Below are 16,656 nucleotides of genomic sequence, written 5' to 3'. Positions count from 1 at the left end.
GCACCCCCGACGCGTACCTCAGCCGTACGCCGTCGTCACACCCCCACCCTCTCGTCCGTCACGGACGGCGGCGGGGGAGCGGCCACCTCGTCGTGCGTCAGGTCGGGCAGCCGGTGCAGCCACTTCGGCAGGTACCAGTTCCGCTCCCCGAGGAGCGCCATCACGGCGGGGAGCAGGATGCCGCGGATGACCGTCGCGTCGATGAGCACCGCGGCCGCCAGGCCCACGCCCATCTGCTTGAACGACTGCATGGACAGCGTCCCGAAGATCGCGAAGACGGCCACCATGATGACCGCCGCGCTGGTGACCACGCCCGCGGTCGTCACCACGCCGTGTGTGATGGCGTCCTTGTTCGTACGTCCCTGAAGCCGCGCCTCCCGGATCCGCGACACCACGAACACGTGGTAGTCCATCGAGAGCCCGAAGAGGATCACGAAGAGGAACAGCGGCAGCCAGGAGATGATCGCGCCCACGCCCTCCGCGCCGACCAGGGACGCGCCCCAGCCGTTCTGGAAGACGGCGACCAGGATGCCGTAAGCGGCGCCCACGGACAGCAGGTTGAGGGCGATCGAGGTGATCGCCACCGTCAGCGAGCGGAACGACAGCAACATCAGCAGGAACGCGAAGACCACGACGAACGCGAACACCGGGACCACCGAGCCGACGATCTGGTCGTTGAAGTCCTTCGATCCCGCGACCTGACCGGTGACGGGCGCCTCGACCCCGTCGACCTTGCCGAGCGTGTCCGGGCGCACCTGGTCCCTGATCAGCGCGAGGCTCTTTTCCGCCCTGTCCTGGTCGGAGCCGCCGACCAGCGGGACGCTGATGAACGCCACGTTCTCGCGGCCGTGCACGGTGAGATCCACCGGGCCGCGCGAAGCGCCCGAACTGACCGCCGCCGCACGGAAGTCGGCGATCGCGCTCCGCACCTCGGGCGCGTTGATGTCGGCGGCCTTGACGACCACCTCGGCCGGCTCGGAGCCGCCGGGGAACGCGTCGTTGAGCCGGTCGTACGTCGCCACGATCGGCAGCGAGTCGCCGAACTCCTGGTCCAGGGTGAGGTTCTGGGTCTTCATGCCGAGCGCCGGGGCGGTCACCGCGAGCAGCGCGCCGACCGCGACGACCACGGACACGGCGGGCCGGGCAAGGACGACGCGCAGCACCGCCTGCCAGAACCGGCTGCCCTCCGGAGCCCCGTTCCCGTTACTTCGCCTGTCGCGGTTCAGGAACGGCAGCCGCCCCTTCTCGACGCGCTCGCCGAGCAGCGAGAGCAGCGCCGGCAGCACCGTCACGGAGCCCACCATGGCGACCGCCACGACCATGAGCGAGGCGAGGCCCATCGCCTGGAACTCGGCGAGCCCCGTGAACAGCATGCCCGCCATCGCCACGCAGACCGTGACACCCGAGACGATGATGGCCCGGCCGCTCGTCGCCGCCGCCACCCGCAGCGCGGTCTGCGGGTCGTGACCCTTCATCCGCTCCTCGCGCTCGCGCCGCAGATAGAACAGGCAGTAGTCGACGCCGACCGCGAGACCCACCAGCAGCATCACGGAGTTGGCGGTGTCGCTCATCGGCTGGAGGTGGCTGACGATGCCCATCAGACCCATCGTCGCCATGATCGCGGTGACGGCCAGGGCGACCGGGAGGAGGGCGGCGACCAGTGCGCCGAACGCGATGAGGAGGATGCCGAGGGCGACCGGGACCGCCGAGTACTCGGCCCGCTGGAAGTCGTTGCCGAAGGCGTCCTCGAACGTCTTGCCCATGCTCGCGCCGCCGATCTCCTCGATCCGCAGCGAGCCATGGGTCCGCTGGACCTTCTCGACGGCCTTGAGTACCGGTTCCACGCGGTCGCTCGCCGTGCCGGGGTCGCCGCGCATGTCGAACTGGACGAGCGCGCTGCGGCCGTCCTTGGAGATCGTCTTCGCCCGTGGGTCGTAGGGCGACTTCACGTTCGTGACGGCGCCCGTGCCCTGGACCGCCTTCACGACCTCGTCGACGGCCCGCCGGAAGTCGGCGTCCGTGGCCCGCACTTTGCCGTCCCTGCCCTGGACGAGCACGGTCTCGCCCGCGGGCTCCTCGATACCGGCGTCGTCGATGATGCGCGCCGCCCGCGTGGTCTCTCCCTGGAGCTGATCGCTGTCCGACACGTCGACGCGGCCGGCGGCCGAGCCGATCCCCATGGCCAGGACCACGAAAAGCACCCAGATCCCCACGGCAGCCCATCGGTGCCGCACGCTCCAGCCGCCGGCCCGGGCCGCCAGGCCCCGTACCCGCGTGTCTCGGTTCCCCATGACGGGCTGCCCCCTTGTGTGCGGTGACAGCACCGTGCCGCCACCTCCGTATCGAAGGTATGGGCCCGATAAGTGCGTCTCGTCGTGCTGCCCGGTGAGCCGGCGGGGGCCCGGCTCCTCCTTGCGGGCGGGGCGTGCTCCCCACTCAGGAGGACTCAAGGCCCCTACATCTATAGGGAATTCCCGGAGTCCGAAGTGTCGGTCGAAGCCCGAATTGTTATTACGAAGGCTTGTTGAACAAGTCACAGCTGTATGTAGGTCTTGATCTGGTCGCGTCAATCGGACAGGGTTTCGTGCCAACCCCCGGAGATCTTCCGGAGATTGCCGGGGGATGCGTGAGATCCATCAGCAAACCCCCCACAAACCCCCCCACAGAAACCACGAGGAGACCCCTCTTCATGGCAACTCACAAGCGTGCCCGCAGCACGATGAAGCTCACCGCGGCGATAGCCACCGCTGCCACCGCGGTCGGAGTGACCGTCTTCGCGGGCTCCCTGGCCGGCGCCTCGACCCCGGCCGAGGGCAAGGTCTACGGGCTCGACGCCAAGGGCACCGTCTCCGGCAGCTACATCGTGCTGCTGGACCAGAAGGCGAACACGGACGCCAAGCAGGACCTCGCCAAGGAGTACGGCGGCAAGCTGAAGCGCGCCTACTCCTCCGCCGTCAACGGATTCTCCGTCAACGGTCTTTCGGAGACCGAGGCCAAGCGCCTCGCCGCCGATTCGTCGGTCGCCAAGGTCGTCCAGAACAAGAAATTCCACATCGACGCGACCCAGGACAACCCGCCGTCGTGGGGCCTCGACCGCATCGACCAGGCGGACACCGCGGGCGACAAGAAGTACACATACCCGGACAGCGCCGGAGAGGGCGTGACCGCGTACGTCATCGACACCGGCGTCCGCGTCAGCCACAAGGACTTCGGCGGCCGCGCCACCTCCGGCTTCGACGCCATCGACAACGACGACAACGCCGACGACGGCAACGGCCACGGCACGCACGTCGCCGGGACCATCGCCGGTGAGGCGCACGGCGTCGCCAAGAAGGCGAAGATCGTCGCCGTCCGCGTCCTCGACAACGAGGGCTCGGGCACCACCGAGCAGGTCGTCGCGGGCATCGACTGGGTCACCAAGAACCACCAGGGCCCGTCCGTCGCCAACATGTCGCTCGGCGGAGGCGCCGACGAGGCGCTCGACGCGGCCGTCCAGAAGGCCATCGCCTCCGGCGTCACCTTCGCGGTCGCCGCGGGCAACGAGTCGACCGACGCGTCCGGCGGCTCCCCGGCCCGCGTCAAGGAGGCCATCACCGTCGCGTCCTCCACCAAGGACGACGAGCAGTCCGACTTCTCCAACTACGGCTCCGTCGTGGACATCTACGCCCCCGGCTCGGACATCACCTCCGACTGGAACACCGGCGACGACGCCACCAACACCATCTCCGGTACGTCGATGGCGACCCCCCATGTCGTGGGCGCCGCAGCCGTCTACCTGAGCGGTCACCCGGACGCGACCCCCGCGGACGTCTCCAAGGCACTGACCGACGGCGCGACCCCCGACAAGATCTCCAACGCGAGCGAGGGCACGCCGAACAAGCTCCTCAAGATCGTCGAGTAGCGCCGCTGCACCCCTGACCGGCGGTCGCCGTGCCCTCCCCCACGGGGCGCGGCGGCCGCCTATCGTGTCCCCCATGGCGACAAAGGCGTATGCGGCACTGCTCCGCGGCATCAATGTGGGCGGCAGCAAAAAGGTCCCGATGGCGCGACTTCGCCCCCTGATCGAAGGGCTCGGGCACGGCGACGTACGGACGTATCTCCAGAGCGGCAACGCGACGTTCAGCAGCGAACACGGCGACGAGGAGGCCCTCGCGGCGGAGCTGAGCGAGGCCATCGAGAAGGAGTTCGGCTTCGCCGTGGACGTGATCGTGCGCGACCACGCCTACCTCGCGTCGGTCGCGGACGCGTGCCCCTTCGACGCCGACTCGCTCGAAGGCAAGCAGCTGCACGTCACCTACTTCTCCGGGCCCGTGGACCCCGAGCGATTCGCCCCCGTCGACCCGGCTGCGTTCGCCCCCGAGGACTTCCGGCTCGGCCCGCGCGAGCTGTACCTCTACGCTCCCGAGGGCCTCGGCCGCTCGAAGCTCGCCGTCGTGCTCGCCCGGCCGGCCCTGAACAAGGGCCTCATCGCCACCACCCGCAACTGGAACACCGTCGTCAAGCTCGTGGAGATGACCGGTGCCTGAGCTCGACGCCGCAGTCGAGGCCGCCATCGAGGGTGAACTACGGTTGCTCGACCCGGCCGTGCGCCGCTCCCCGGAGCTGCTCGGCGCGCTGCTGCACCCCGACTACTTCGAGTTCGGCGCGTCGGGCCGCCGCTGGGACCGCGCCTCGATCATCGCCGAGCTCTGCGCCACGCGCGAGCCGGGCGTGCGGCCCCTCACCGTCTCGCGGATGAAGGGCGTGCGACTCGGCCCCGGCCTCGTCCATCTGACCTTCGACACCGACCGCAACGGCGTCTGCGCTCACCGCAGTTCACTCTGGCGACAGGACGTCGAGGGCCGCTGGCTGCTGTACTTCCACCAGGGGACGCCGTTCAGCCGGGAGTGAGCGCGGCGCGGAGGCGTCAGCGCGCCGGCTTCGAGTCGATGCGGCGGCGGACCCCGACGGCGACGCCCGCGACTACGCAGGCCCCGATGGCTCCGGTGACCGTGACCAGGACGTACGTGGGATACATGTCGTCGCCCGACGGATACCGCTCACCGCAGAGCCGCACCACGTCGGGGTGATCGAGGTCGGCCTCCAGACACACCCGGTGACCGGCCCCGGGACTGCCGGGGCCCGTGCCCAGCGATCTCCTGGCGGTGTACCGGTGACCCTGGACCTCGTACGCGATCACCTGCTCGTCACCACTCTTCGGCACGTGCTCGACGGCGGTGACGACGCCGGTGACGCGGACCGGAGCCGCGTCGATCCGCTCCGCCTGCCGCCACTGCCGGGAGGCCGAGCAGCCGCCGAGAACCGCCACGAGCAGGCAGAGGAGTCCGGCCCCCCCAGAGGGCCAAGCGTGTACGCACGGGGAGCAGGCTCGCACGCCTCAGTGCGCGGAGCAGAGAGTTTGTCCGATCGTGAGTGGCCCCTACAGCCTTCTGTGACAGGCTCGTTGGCATGCGCTATCTCATCATCGGAGCAGGAGCGGTCGGCGGCGCCATCGGCGGCCGGCTCGCACAGGCCGGGCACGACGTCGTCCTCGTCGCCCGCGGCAAGCAGTACGAGGCACTGCGGGACCACGGACTCCGTCTCGTCACCCCCGACGGCCCGCACATCCACCGCCTCCCGGTCGTCGCCGGGCCCGAGGAGCTCGGCGAACTGAGCCCGGACGACGTCCTCGTGCTCGCCGTGAAGACCCAGGACAGCGTCGCGGCGCTCGAAGCGTGGGCCGGGCGGCCGGTCGCCGGAGGCGGCACCGCCGCCGAGCTGCTGCCACTGGTCTGCGCGCAGAACGGAGTGGAGAGCGAGCGCCTCGCGCTGCGGCTCTTCCGGCGCGTGTACGGCATGTGCGTGTGGCTGCCCGCCACGTTCGTCGAGCCCGGCGTCGTGTCCGCCGCGGGCACCCCGCTCACCGGCATCCTGCACATCGGCGGGTTCCCGGGAGGCGTCGACGAGACCGCCCATCGCATCTCCGCCGATCTGGAGAAGTCCTTCTTCGAGGCCCCCGTCGTGCCCGACGTGATGCGCTGGAAGTACGCCAAGCTCCTCGGCAACCTGGCCAACGCGATCGAGGCCGTGTCCGGGGTGATCTCCAGCGAGGAGGGGCTCGCCCTCCACGGGCGCGCCCGCGCGGAGGGCGAGGCCGTGCTAGGCGCGGCGGGGATCGCGTTCGCCTCCAAGGAGGAGGAGAAGGAGTCCCGCGGCGACAAGATACGGTTCGAGCCCTTCGACGGCTCGGAACGCAGCGGCGGCTCGTCGTGGCAGTCCCTCAGCCGGGGCACGGGCACCATCGAGTCCGACTACCTCAACGGCGAGATGGGCCTGCTCGGACGGCTGCACGGTGTGCCGACCCCGGTCAACGACGCCCTGCAGTCGGTGGCCGACCGCTTTGCCCGCGAGCGCAGGCCGGCCGGGTCCATGACGATTGCGGACCTCGTGGCGGAGGCCGACGCGGCGACGCGGTAGCTGTCGCATTTCTTCAAGCCGCCGGCGGCCCCCGCGCGAGACGCTTTCCGCATGGAAACCGAGTACACCTCCATGATCGAGTACACGTCGATGAAGGAATGCGCCGCGGAGGCCGTCAGGGTCGCGCGCGGGGTCGACGCGGCGCGCCTGCCCGAGCCGAGCGGGTGCGGCGACTGGGACGTCCGCACCCTCGTCAACCACTGGGTCCTCTACTCAGCGCACGGCCTGGAGCACCGGGCCCTGCGCAAGCAGCTCCCCGACGACCTCACGGCCCGCGACTTCACCGCCGACACCGACTGGGCCGAGGCCTACGCGGCACAGCTCGAACGGGCCGTCGCCGCCTGGTCCGACCCGCAGGTCTGGGAGGGCGAGATCGACCTGGGCTTCGCGAAGACGCCCGCGCCCGAGATCGCCCGCCTGCTCGTCGCCGAACTGGCCCTCCACGGCTGGGACGTGGCCCACGCCACCGGCCAGAACTTCCAGCTCCCGGATGCCACGGCCCGCCTGCTGCTCGACGTGGTCGAGGCGAACGCGGAGGAATACCGCCGGTACGACGGCTTCGCCGACGCGGTCCCGGTGCGGGCCGACGCGCCTTTGTTCCACCGGGCGGTTGCGCTGAGCGGGCGGGATCCGCGCTGAACGGCTCGGAGAGGCGGAATGCCGGAGAGGGCGGGATGAGGGGACGGCGGCCGCCTGACGCGTCGCGTCAGGCGCTCACCGCCACCAACTCCCGTACCGTCGCCGCCTCATAGCGCTGCACGAGCAGTCGTGCCACCTCCGGGGCCGGGCCCAGTACGTCCGCGAGGACGTCCGCTTCACAGGCGCCGCGGGCGATGCGGTCCGGGAGGAAGCCGGGGGCCAGGACGTAGGGGGCGACCGCCACCCGGCGGACGCCCTCGGCGCGCAGTTGCGCCACGGCGTCCTCCGTGCGGGGCAGAGATGCGGAGGCGAACGCAGGTCGCACGGCGCACCAACCGGTGTGCCGCCACTCCCGCGCGATTTCAGCGATCACTGCGATCGCCTCCGGGTCGGTGGAGCCCGCCGAGGCCAGGACGACCCCGGTCGTGGGCTTGTCGGCCGGGGTGAGCCCGGCCTCGTACAGACGGCGTTCGAGTGCCGCCGTCAGGAGCGGCGAGGGGCCGAGCACCTCCGCCTGGCGGATCCGCAGCCGGGCCGGGGCCTGCCGCAGGACCGCCGGAATGTCCGCCTTCGCGTGGAACGCGCGCGTCAGGAGCAGCGGGAGCGCGACCACGTCGCGCACGCCCTCCGCCGCCAGGGACTCCAGGACGCCGTTCACCGAGGGGACGTTGAAGTCCAGGAACCCCGTCTCCACCCGCAGCCCCGGCCGCAGCGCCCGTACTTCGCGTACGAGCGCGTGGACCGTCGCGGCATGGCGCGGATCGCGGCTGCCGTGAGCGATCACGAGCAGGACCGGGCGGGCGGGGCGCTGGTGCATGGCGGGGTCAGCTCCTCACCAGGAGGCCGCGGCTGCGCAGGACGCGCCGCTCCAGGGGGCTGAAGAGCAGCAGGTCGATGGCGATGCCGACGATCAGGATCAGGAAGATGGCGAGGAAGACCATCGACATGGAGCTGGCGTTGCGGCCGTTCTCCAGGAGCTGTCCGAGGCCGATGCCCAGGTCCGGCGACGAGGCGATGATCTCCGCGGCCATCAGTGAGCGCCACGAGAACGCCCAGCCCTGCTTCAGGCCCGCGAGATAGCCGGGCAGCGCGGCCGGGAGCACGATGTGCCAGGTGTGCCGCAGGCCCGTCGCGCCGAGGGTGCGGCCGGCCCGCAGGAACAGCGGCGGCACCTGGTCGACGCCCGACACCAGGCCGTTGGCGATCGAGGGGACCGCGCCGAGCAGGATCACGGCGTACATCATCTTGTTGTCGAGGCCCAGCCAGATCACGGCCGGCGGGACCCAGGCGACCGAGGGCAGCGACTGGAGGCCGGACAGGATCGGGCCGATCGCGGACCGGATGAACCGGACCCGGGCGACGACCAGGCCGAGTGGGGTGCCGATCACCAGCGCCAGCAGGAAGCCGAGCAGGCCGCGCGACACACTCGTCCAGATGTAGTCGAGAAGCGTCCCCTGCAACCACGCGTCGGACACCTCGTCCCACACCGCGGACGGCGAGGGCAGCTTGCTCGGGTCGTCGACGATCTTGAACGACACCAGTCCCTGCCACACCACCAGGACCAGGAGCACCGCCGTCAGCGGCGGCAGCACCTTCTGGACCAGCGTCTGGCGCAGCGGGGTTCGGGCGGTCTGCACAGTGTCCAGGGCGTCGAGCCCCGCTTCGAGACCGGCCAGGTCCTGTGCGGCGCCCGAGTCCTTGACGGCGCCCGTGTCCTTGCTCGCGGTCGTCGTCTCAGTGCTGGCCATGGCGGCGGATCTCCCCACGCAGTTGTTCGGTGATCTCGACGGACAGTTCCGCCACGGCGGTGTCCTCGATGCGGCGCGGCTGCGGAATGCCGACCCGCCACTCGTGCGCCACCCGGCCCGGCCGCGAAGAGAGCAGCACGACCCGCTCGGCGAGCCGCACCGCCTCGCGGACGTTGTGCGTGACGAACAGGACGGAGACGTTCGTCTCGCGCCAGATACGGGTCAGCTCGTCGTGCAGCACGTCGCGCGTGATGGCGTCGAGCGCGGCGAACGGCTCGTCCATCAGCAGCAGTTGGCTGTCCTGCGCGAGCGCCCGGGCCAGCGCCACGCGCTGGCGCATACCGCCGGACAGCTCGTGCACCCGCTTGTCGTACGCGCCGTTCAGCCGGACGAGCTCCAGGAGCTCCTCCGCCCGCGTGCGGCGGTCGGCCTTCGCGACGCCGCGCAGTTTCAGGGCCAGTTCGATGTTCTTGCCCGCGGTCAGCCACGGGAAGAGGGCGTGCTCCTGGAACATCAGGGCCGGCCGGCCCTGCGTGCTGATCTCGCCGGACGAGGGCCGGTCGAGGCCCGCGACCAGGTTGAGCAGCGTCGACTTCCCGCAGCCCGAGGCTCCCAGGAGGGTGACGAACTCGCCCGGAGCGACATCGAGCGTGATGTCGTCCAGGACGAGCTGTTGCCCGGCGGGCGTGGCGAAGGACTTCGAGACGTGCTCGATCCGCGCGGCGTGGCCGGTGGTCTCCGTGCCGTCCACGGCCTTGGCGAGGGTCGTTGCCATGGTCGTCACCTCCTGGGAACTCAAGCGATTACGGGATTGCCTGACGCGGTTACTTGACGCCGAGGCCGGCGTCGGGGACCGCGCCCTTGCCCTCGGCCTTGAGGACCTTGTTCAGCGGTGCGAGGTCGTAGATGCCCTTGAGGTCGGGCTTCTCCAGCAGGCCCGCCTTCACCGCGTGCGCCGCCTCGGAGTCGAGGGTCGAGGCCAGCGGGTCGTCGGTGAACTGGATCGACTTCCAGGCCGGGTCGAGGACGTCCGCGGGCAGCGCCTTGCCGGAGTCGGCCGCCAGCTGCTTGTTGGCCGCGGCCTTCGCCTCGTCCGGGTTGGCGTTGATCCACGCGTTCGTCTTCACCGAGCCGCGCAGCACGGCCTCGACGACGTCCGGGTGCTCCTTGAGGAACTTCTGCGACACGATGATGTTCGTGATCACGAACTTCTTGTCGGGCCACAGATCGGACTCGTCGAGGAGGACCTTGCCGCCCTCGGCCACGAGCTTGGAAGCGGTCGGCTCCGGCACCCAGGCGCCGTCGATGGAGCCGGACTTGTAGGCGTCCGGGGTGATCTTGTTGTCCGTACGGACCACGGAGACGTCGCCCTTGCCGCTGTTGGCGTCGACCTTCCAGCCCTTCTCGGCGATCCAGTTGAGGAACGCGACGTCCTGCGTGTTGCCGAGCTGCGGGGTGGCGATCTTCTTGCCCTTGACGTCGTCCAGGGACTTGATCGTCTTCGGGTTCACCACCAGCTTCACCCCGCCGGACGCCGAACCGCCGATGATGCGCAGGCTCTTGCCCTGGGACTTGCTGAAGCCGTTGATCGACGGCGAGGGGCCGATCCAGCCGATGTCGATGGAGCCGCCGTTGAGCGCCTCGATCTCGGACGGCCCCGCGTTGAAGATCTGGTACTTGGCCTGCGTGCCCTTGAGCTCCTTCTGGAAGAAGCCCTTCTGGTTGCCCACCAGGGCGGTGCCGTGCGTCAGGTTGCCGAAGTAACCGATCTTCACGGTGTCGGCGGAGAGCTTCTTGCCCTTGGCGGCGACGTTCGTCTTGTCGGACGTGTCGTCCTTGGCAGTGGAGCCGTAGCCGCAGGCCGTCGCGGCGAGCGCGAGGAGCGGCAGGGCGGCGACGGCGGCGAGGCCGCGGCGCCAGGAGGCGGAGTTGGCAGGCACGGGAGGTGGTCCTCTCGTTGGCCCGGCGGTCACGCTCTCAGGGCGTGGCCGGGAGGTCGGCAGGGTTTCGTCTTCGTACGAACAGGTCGCGGGGGGTGTGGGCGCGCAGGCAGTGCGCGTACGTCATCGCGCACATCGCCCGACCCCGCCCTGGCCCGCGCCGAGGGTGCCGCTGCCGATGCGGCCGCCCTCTTTCGCGAACGTCGCATAGATGTCGATGGGCGTCATGACTAGAAGTCCCAGCCGTCGTCGTCGGTGGCCTGCGCGGTCTCCTCCGCGTGGGCCGCCTGCGGCTTGCCGGAGAACGCCTCGCCCGCCATGCCGGCGGCGAGCGTCGTCCCGTCGGCCGGGTCGATGAGGAGGAACGAACCGGTGCGGCGCGAGTCGGCGTAGTCGTCGAGCGCGATCGGCTCGGCGGTGCGGACCTTGACGCGGCCGATGTCGTTGGCGACCAGCTGTCCCGGCTCGGGGTGCTGGGACAGGTCGTCCAGGGTGAGCCGCGAGGGGATCTCCTTGACGATCGCCTTGACCGTGCGCGTCGTGTGCTTGAGCAGCACGCGCTGGCCGACGGCGAGAGGCTGGTCGGCCACGTGGCAGACGGTCGCCTCGACGTCCTGCGAGGTGGCGGGCGCGTCGCCGCTCGGCACGATCAGGTCGCCGCGCGAGATGTCGATGTCGTCCTCCAGGAGGAGAGTCACCGACTGCGGCGTCCACGCCACGTCGACAGACTTGCCCAGCAGGTCGATCCCGGAGACCTTCGACGTGCGGCCCGACGGCAGCACCGTGACGGACTCGCCGACGCGGAACGTGCCGGCCGCGATCTGGCCCGCGTAACCGCGGTAGTCGGGGTGCTCGGCGGTCTGCGGGCGGATGACGACCTGGACGGGCAGCCGCGCGTGGCAGCTCGTCAGGTCGTGGCTGACCGGGACCGTCTCCAGGTGCTCGAGGACGGTCGGGCCGCCGTACCAGTCCATGTTCGCGGACGGCTCCACGACGTTGTCACCGGCGAGCGCGGAGATCGGGATCGCGGTGATCTCGGGAACGCCCAGGTCGGACGCGTACGCCGTGAACTCCTCGGCGATCTTCGCGAAGACGGGCTCCGCGTAGTCGACGAGGTCCATCTTGTTCACCGCGAGCACGACGTGCGGGACGCGCAGGAGCGCGGCGACGGCGGCGTGCCGGCGGGTCTGCTCGATGACGCCGTTGCGGGCGTCGACGAGGACGACGGCGAGGTCGGCGGTGGACGCGCCGGTCACCATGTTCCGGGTGTACTGCACATGGCCCGGGGTGTCGGCCAGGATGAACCGGCGCCGGGGCGTGGCGAAGTAGCGGTAGGCGACGTCGATGGTGATGCCCTGCTCGCGCTCGGCGCGCAGGCCGTCGGTGAGCAGCGCCAGGTCGGGCGCCTCCTGGCCGCGGTTGCGGGACGCGTGCTCGACGGCCTCCAGTTGGTCCGTGAGGACCGACTTGGAGTCGTGCAGCAGGCGGCCCACGAGGGTGGACTTGCCGTCGTCGACGGAACCGGCGGTGGCGAACCGCAGCAGGGTCGTGGCCGACAGGTCGGCCAACTGCTCTGTGGTGGTGCTCATTTAGAAATACCCCTCGCGCTTGCGGTCTTCCATCGCGGCCTCGGACATCTTGTCGTCGGCGCGGGTCGCGCCCCGCTCGGTGAGCCGGGAGGCGGCGATCTCGGCGATCACGGCGTCCAGCGTCGTCGCGTCGGAGTCGACGGCGCCGGTGCACGACATGTCGCCGACCGTGCGGTAGCGGATGAGGCGCTTCTCGACGCTCTCGCCCTCCTTGGGGCCGCCCCACTCACCGGCGGTCAGCCACATGCCGGAGCGCTTGAAGACGTCCCGCTCGTGTGCGAAGTAGATCTCCGGCAGCTCGATGCCCTCGCGGGCGATGTACTGCCACACGTCGAGCTCGGTCCAGTTGGACAGCGGGAAGACGCGCACGTGCTCGCCGGGGGCGTGGCGCCCGTTGTAGAGCTGCCACAGCTCGGGGCGCTGGCGGCGCGGGTCCCACTGGGAGAACTCGTCGCGCAGGGAGAACACGCGCTCCTTGGCGCGGGCCTTCTCCTCGTCGCGGCGCCCGCCGCCGAAGACGGCGTCGAAGCGCTCCGCCTGGATCTTCTCCGTCAGCGGCACCGTCTGCAGCGGGTTGCGCACCCCGTCGGGACGCTCCTTGAGGGCGCCGCGGTCGATGTACTCCTGCACGGACGCGACGTGCAGCCGCAGCCCGTGCTCGGCGACGGCGCGGTCGCGGTACTCGAGGACCTCGGGGAAGTTGTGCCCGGTGTCGACGTGCAGCAGCGTGAACGGCACCGGCGCCGGCGCGAACGCCTTGAGCGCCAGGTGCAGCATCACGATGGAGTCCTTGCCGCCGGAGAAGAGGATCACCGGCCGCTCGAACTCGCCCGCGACCTCACGGAAGATGTGCACGGCCTCGGACTCGAGGGCGTCCAGGTGCGAGAGCGCGTACGGGCTGTCGGTCTCTTCGCCGGTGGTGGGTGCGACGGTCGTCATGCCGACTCCCTTTCGTTCGCTTCTCCGCCTGCGCGGCGCAGAGGCGTGGGCATCGTGGTCGTCTGCAGTCGGGCGGTCGCACATGCGTCGCTCACAGGACACCCCTTTCGGTGAGCAGCGCGAACAGCGCAGCCGCTGACTCCTGCACGGTCTGGGTGTGTGACTCGATGCGCAGGTCGGGCGATTCGGGCGCCTCGTACGGGTCGTCGACCCCGGTCAGCCCGGAGATCTCGCCCGCCGCCTGCTTCGCGTACAGGCCCTTCACGTCGCGCACGGAGCACACCTCGACGGGCGTGGCCACGTGCACCTCCAGGTAGCCGGTGCCGCCGGCCTGGTGGCGCTTGCGTACCGCCTCGCGGCTGTCCGTGAACGGCGCGATCACCGGGACGAGCGTCAACACGCCGTTACGGGCGAGGAGTTCGGCGAGGAAGCCGATGCGCTGCACGTTCGTGTCGCGGTCCGCGCGGCTGAAGCCGAGGCCCGCCGAGAGGAACTCGCGGATCTCGTCGCCGTCGAGCACCTCGACGCGGCGGCCGTCGGTGCGCAACTGCTCGGCGAGCTCGTTGGCGATGGTGGTCTTGCCCGCGCTCGGCAGACCCGTGAGCCAGACGGTGGCTCCGGTCACTTGCTTCTCCAAAGTCTCTGTGGTCCCGGGCATCAGCCGTGGATCCCGCACTCGGTCTTGTTGCGTCCCGCCCAGCGGCCGGCCCGCGCGTCCTCGCCCTCGACCAGGCGCCGGGTGCAGGGGGCGCAGCCCACAGACCCGTAGCCGTCCATGAGCAGGGGGTTGGTCAGCACACCGTGCTCGGCGACGTACGCCTCCACGTCGTCCTGCGTCCAGCGGGCGATCGGCGAGACCTTCACCTTGCGGCGCTTCTCGTCCCAGCCGACGACCGGGGTGTTCGCCCGCGTCGGGGACTCGTCGCGGCGCAGTCCCGTGGCCCACGCCGTGTACGAACTCAGGCCGTCCTCAAGGGGCTTGACCTTCCGCATGGCGCAGCACAGGTCGGGGTCGACGTCGTGCAGCTTCGACCCGAACTCGGCGTCCTGCTCGGCGACGGTCTGCCGGGGCGTGAGCGTGATGACGTTCACGTCCATCACGGCCTCGACGGCGTCCCGGGTGCCGATGGTCTCCTCGAAGTGGTAGCCGGTGTCGAGGAAGACGACGTCCACGCCGGGCCTGGCGCGCGAGGCGAGATGGGCGACGACCGCGTCCTCCATGGAGGAGGTCACGCAGAAGCGCTTGCCGAACGTGTCGACCGCCCACGTGAGGATCTCCAGGGCGGACGCGTCCTCCAGTTCGCGCCCGGCCCGCTCCGCGAGCTCCCGCAGGTCGGGCTCGGTCCGGTCGGCGACCTCAGTGGCCTGAGTGGTCGTCATATGTCTTCCCCTCCACCGTCGTTGCGCTGAACTCCCCGGGTCAGCAGACCGAGGAACTTCAACTGGAAGGCCCGATTGCACGCCGCGCATTCCCACGCGCCGTGCCCGGTCTCGTTCGGACGCAGGTCCTCGTCACCGCAGTAGGGGCAGTAGAAGGGGGCGGCCCGCTCGCTCATGACAGAGCCTCCTCGGACGCGCGCGCCGTCCACGTGGCGAAGCGCTCGCCGTCCTCGCGCTCCGCCTGGAAGCGCTTGAGGACCCGCTCGACGTAGTCGGGGAGCTCGGCCGCGGTGACCTTCAGGCCGCGGACCTTGCGGCCGAACCCGGCCTCCAGGCCCAGCGCGCCGCCCAGGTGCACCTGGTAGCCCTCGACCTGGTTGCCGTCCTGGTCGAGCATCAGCTGGCCCTTGAGGCCGATGTCCGCGACCTGGATGCGGGCGCAGGCGTTCGGGCAGCCGTTGATGTTGATCGTGAGGGGCTCGTCGAACTCCGGGACGCGGCGCTCCAGTTCGTCGATCAGCGAGGCGCCGCGCGCCTTCGTCTCGACGATCGCGAGCTTGCAGAACTCGATGCCGGTGCAGGCCATGGTGCCGCGCCGGAAGGGGGACGCGTTGACCTTCAGGTCCAGCGCCTCCAGCGCCTCCACCAGCGACTCGACCTGGTCCTCGGCCACGTCGAGCACGATCATCTTCTGCTCGGCGGTAGTGCGCAGCCGGCCGGAGCCATGGGCGCCCGCGATCTCGGCGATCTTGGTGAGGGTCGTGCCGTCCACACGGCCGACGCGGGGCGCGAAGCCGACGTAGAAGAGGCCGTCCTTCTGGGGGTGCACGCCGAGGTGGTCGCGCCAGGTGCCGGCGGGCTGCTCGGGCGCGGGGCCGTCGACCAGCTTCCGCTGGAGGTACTCGTCCTCCAGGACCTGCCGGAACTTCTCGGTGCCCCAGTCGGCGAGCAGGAACTTCAGGCGGGCGCGGGTGCGCAGGCGGCGGTAGCCGTAGTCGCGGAAGATGCCGATGACGCCGCCGTACACGTCCGGCACCTCGTCGAGCGGCACCCAGGCGCCGAGGCGCTGGCCCAGCTTGGGGTTGGTGGACAGGCCGCCGCCGACCCAGAGGTCGAAGCCGGGGCCGTGCTCGGGGTGGTTCACGCCGACGAACGCGATGTCGTTGATCTCGTGCGCCACGTCGAGCTGCGGGGAGCCTGAGATCGCCGTCTTGAACTTGCGCGGCAGGTTCGAGAACTCGGGGTTGCCGATGAAGCGCCGCTGGATCTCGTCGATGGCGGGCGTGCCGTCGATGATCTCGTCGGCGGCGACCCCGGCGACGGGCGAGCCGAGGATGACGCGGGGCGTGTCACCGCAGGCCTCGGTGGTGGAGAGCCCGACCGCTTCGAGGCGCCGCCAGATCTCCGGCACGTCCTCGATGCGGATCCAGTGGTACTGGATGTTCTGCCGGTCGGTGATGTCGGCGGTCCCGCGGGCGAACTCCTGCGAGATCTCGCCGATGACGCGCAGCTGCTCGGTGGTCAGCCGGCCGCCGTCGATGCGGACGCGGAGCATGAAGTACTCGTCGTCCAGCTCCTCCGGCTCCAGGATCGCGGTCTTGCCGCCGTCGATCCCGGGCTTGCGCTGGGTGTAGAGCCCCCACCAGCGCATGCGGCCCCTGAGGTCGTTGGGGTCGATGGAGTCGAAGCCGCGCTTCGAGTAGATCGTCTCAATGCGTGTCCGCACATTGAGACCGTCGTCGTCCTTCTTGAACTGCTCGTTGCCGTTGAGCGGCGTGAAGTGACCCACGGCCCACTGGCCCTCGCCGCGGTGACGGCTCACCTTGCGGCGCGGCGCGGCGGTCGTGGGCTTTTCAGGGGTGGCAGCCATGGGTGTACGTCCTTCGGGCGGGCGGAGGCTCTGACAGCTTTGACCGGCACACTTCGCGCGAGGGCGCGGCGGTGCGCAGGGTGCTGTACGGGGAG

At 70.4% G+C, this 16,656-nt stretch carries 17 protein-coding genes; 5 read left to right on the top strand and 12 right to left on the bottom strand.

Going from position 1 to position 16,656, the window contains the following annotated elements:
• Positions 1-35: 35 nt before the first annotated feature.
• Positions 36-2,291 (bottom strand): MMPL family transporter, encoded by a 2,256-nt coding sequence (locus tag ACWFR4_RS07150; RefSeq protein WP_453651291.1) that lies wholly within the window; start codon positions 2,289-2,291, stop codon positions 36-38.
• A 398-nt stretch (positions 2,292-2,689) separates the two neighbouring features.
• On the opposite strand from ACWFR4_RS07150, the gene ACWFR4_RS07145 reads away from it, so the two are divergent.
• From ACWFR4_RS07145 to ACWFR4_RS07135, 3 genes are all read left to right on the top strand, one after another.
• On the top strand, positions 2,690-3,901 hold the full coding sequence (locus ACWFR4_RS07145; RefSeq protein WP_453651289.1) for a S8 family serine peptidase: 1,212 nt from the start codon (positions 2,690-2,692) through the stop codon (positions 3,899-3,901).
• 73 nt (positions 3,902-3,974) lie between these two features.
• Complete coding sequence (locus ACWFR4_RS07140) at positions 3,975-4,526, top strand: DUF1697 domain-containing protein (RefSeq protein ID WP_453455507.1); 552 nt, start codon at positions 3,975-3,977, stop codon at positions 4,524-4,526.
• Positions 4,519-4,890, top strand: a complete 372-nt coding sequence (locus ACWFR4_RS07135; protein WP_453455504.1) for a nuclear transport factor 2 family protein — start codon at positions 4,519-4,521, stop codon at positions 4,888-4,890. Before ACWFR4_RS07140 ends, ACWFR4_RS07135 begins: the two co-directional genes overlap by 8 nt.
• Before the next feature lie 16 nt (positions 4,891-4,906).
• On the opposite strand, the gene ACWFR4_RS07130 is transcribed toward ACWFR4_RS07135, so the two are convergent.
• Positions 4,907-5,308 (bottom strand): hypothetical protein, encoded by a 402-nt coding sequence (locus tag ACWFR4_RS07130; RefSeq protein WP_453651287.1) that lies wholly within the window; start codon positions 5,306-5,308, stop codon positions 4,907-4,909.
• Between the two features lie 140 nt (positions 5,309-5,448).
• Here ACWFR4_RS07130 and ACWFR4_RS07125 point away from each other — a divergent pair, with 140 nt between their 5' ends.
• Together ACWFR4_RS07125 and ACWFR4_RS07120 are read left to right on the top strand one after the other, a co-directional pair.
• Positions 5,449-6,456: a ketopantoate reductase family protein gene (locus tag ACWFR4_RS07125; protein ID WP_453651285.1), complete on the top strand. Its 1,008-nt coding sequence runs from the start codon at positions 5,449-5,451 to the stop codon at positions 6,454-6,456.
• A gap of 51 nt (positions 6,457-6,507) precedes the next feature.
• A complete protein-coding gene (locus tag ACWFR4_RS07120) occupies positions 6,508-7,095 on the top strand; it encodes a TIGR03086 family metal-binding protein (RefSeq protein WP_453455496.1) in 588 nt (195 codons plus the stop codon).
• A gap of 67 nt (positions 7,096-7,162) precedes the next feature.
• Here ACWFR4_RS07120 and ACWFR4_RS07115 read toward each other — a convergent pair whose 3' ends face one another.
• From ACWFR4_RS07115 to ACWFR4_RS07070, 10 genes are all read right to left on the bottom strand, one after another.
• Positions 7,163-7,912 (bottom strand): sirohydrochlorin chelatase, encoded by a 750-nt coding sequence (locus ACWFR4_RS07115; protein WP_453455493.1) that lies wholly within the window; start codon positions 7,910-7,912, stop codon positions 7,163-7,165.
• A gap of 7 nt (positions 7,913-7,919) precedes the next feature.
• Positions 7,920-8,843, bottom strand: a complete 924-nt coding sequence (locus ACWFR4_RS07110) for an ABC transporter permease (RefSeq protein ID WP_453455490.1) — start codon at positions 8,841-8,843, stop codon at positions 7,920-7,922.
• A complete protein-coding gene (locus tag ACWFR4_RS07105) occupies positions 8,830-9,618 on the bottom strand; it encodes an ABC transporter ATP-binding protein (RefSeq protein WP_453651283.1) in 789 nt (262 codons plus the stop codon). The genes ACWFR4_RS07110 and ACWFR4_RS07105 overlap by 14 nt, the downstream gene beginning before the upstream one ends.
• A gap of 49 nt (positions 9,619-9,667) precedes the next feature.
• Positions 9,668-10,783, bottom strand: coding sequence for an aliphatic sulfonate ABC transporter substrate-binding protein (locus ACWFR4_RS07100; protein WP_453651281.1), 1,116 nt, complete (start codon positions 10,781-10,783; stop codon positions 9,668-9,670).
• 230 nt (positions 10,784-11,013) lie between these two features.
• Positions 11,014-12,372 carry a sulfate adenylyltransferase subunit 1 gene (locus ACWFR4_RS07095; protein WP_453455485.1) on the bottom strand — a complete coding sequence of 453 codons (1,359 nt, stop codon included), beginning with the start codon at positions 12,370-12,372 and terminating at the stop codon, positions 11,014-11,016.
• A complete protein-coding gene (gene cysD / locus ACWFR4_RS07090) occupies positions 12,373-13,311 on the bottom strand; it encodes a sulfate adenylyltransferase subunit CysD (protein WP_453455482.1) in 939 nt (312 codons plus the stop codon). It lies immediately after the preceding gene.
• A gap of 91 nt (positions 13,312-13,402) precedes the next feature.
• Entirely contained in the window at positions 13,403-13,969 is a 567-nt protein-coding gene (cysC, locus tag ACWFR4_RS07085; RefSeq protein ID WP_453455479.1) for an adenylyl-sulfate kinase, read from the bottom strand.
• On the bottom strand, positions 13,969-14,691 hold the full coding sequence (locus ACWFR4_RS07080; protein ID WP_453651279.1) for a phosphoadenylyl-sulfate reductase: 723 nt from the start codon (positions 14,689-14,691) through the stop codon (positions 13,969-13,971). The genes cysC and ACWFR4_RS07080 overlap by 1 nt, the downstream gene beginning before the upstream one ends.
• On the bottom strand, positions 14,688-14,867 hold the full coding sequence (locus ACWFR4_RS07075) for a hypothetical protein (RefSeq protein ID WP_100591340.1): 180 nt from the start codon (positions 14,865-14,867) through the stop codon (positions 14,688-14,690). Before ACWFR4_RS07075 ends, ACWFR4_RS07080 begins: the two co-directional genes overlap by 4 nt.
• The gene (locus tag ACWFR4_RS07070; protein WP_453651277.1) at positions 14,864-16,561 is read right to left on the bottom strand and encodes a nitrite/sulfite reductase; all 1,698 of its coding nucleotides are present in this window, start codon (positions 16,559-16,561) and stop codon (positions 14,864-14,866) included. The genes ACWFR4_RS07075 and ACWFR4_RS07070 overlap by 4 nt, the downstream gene beginning before the upstream one ends.
• Between the last annotated feature and the right edge of the window lie 95 nt (positions 16,562-16,656).

Source organism: Streptomyces sp. NPDC055140, from assembly GCF_053607285.1.
This window is presented reverse-complemented; position numbering and strand designations above follow the sequence as displayed.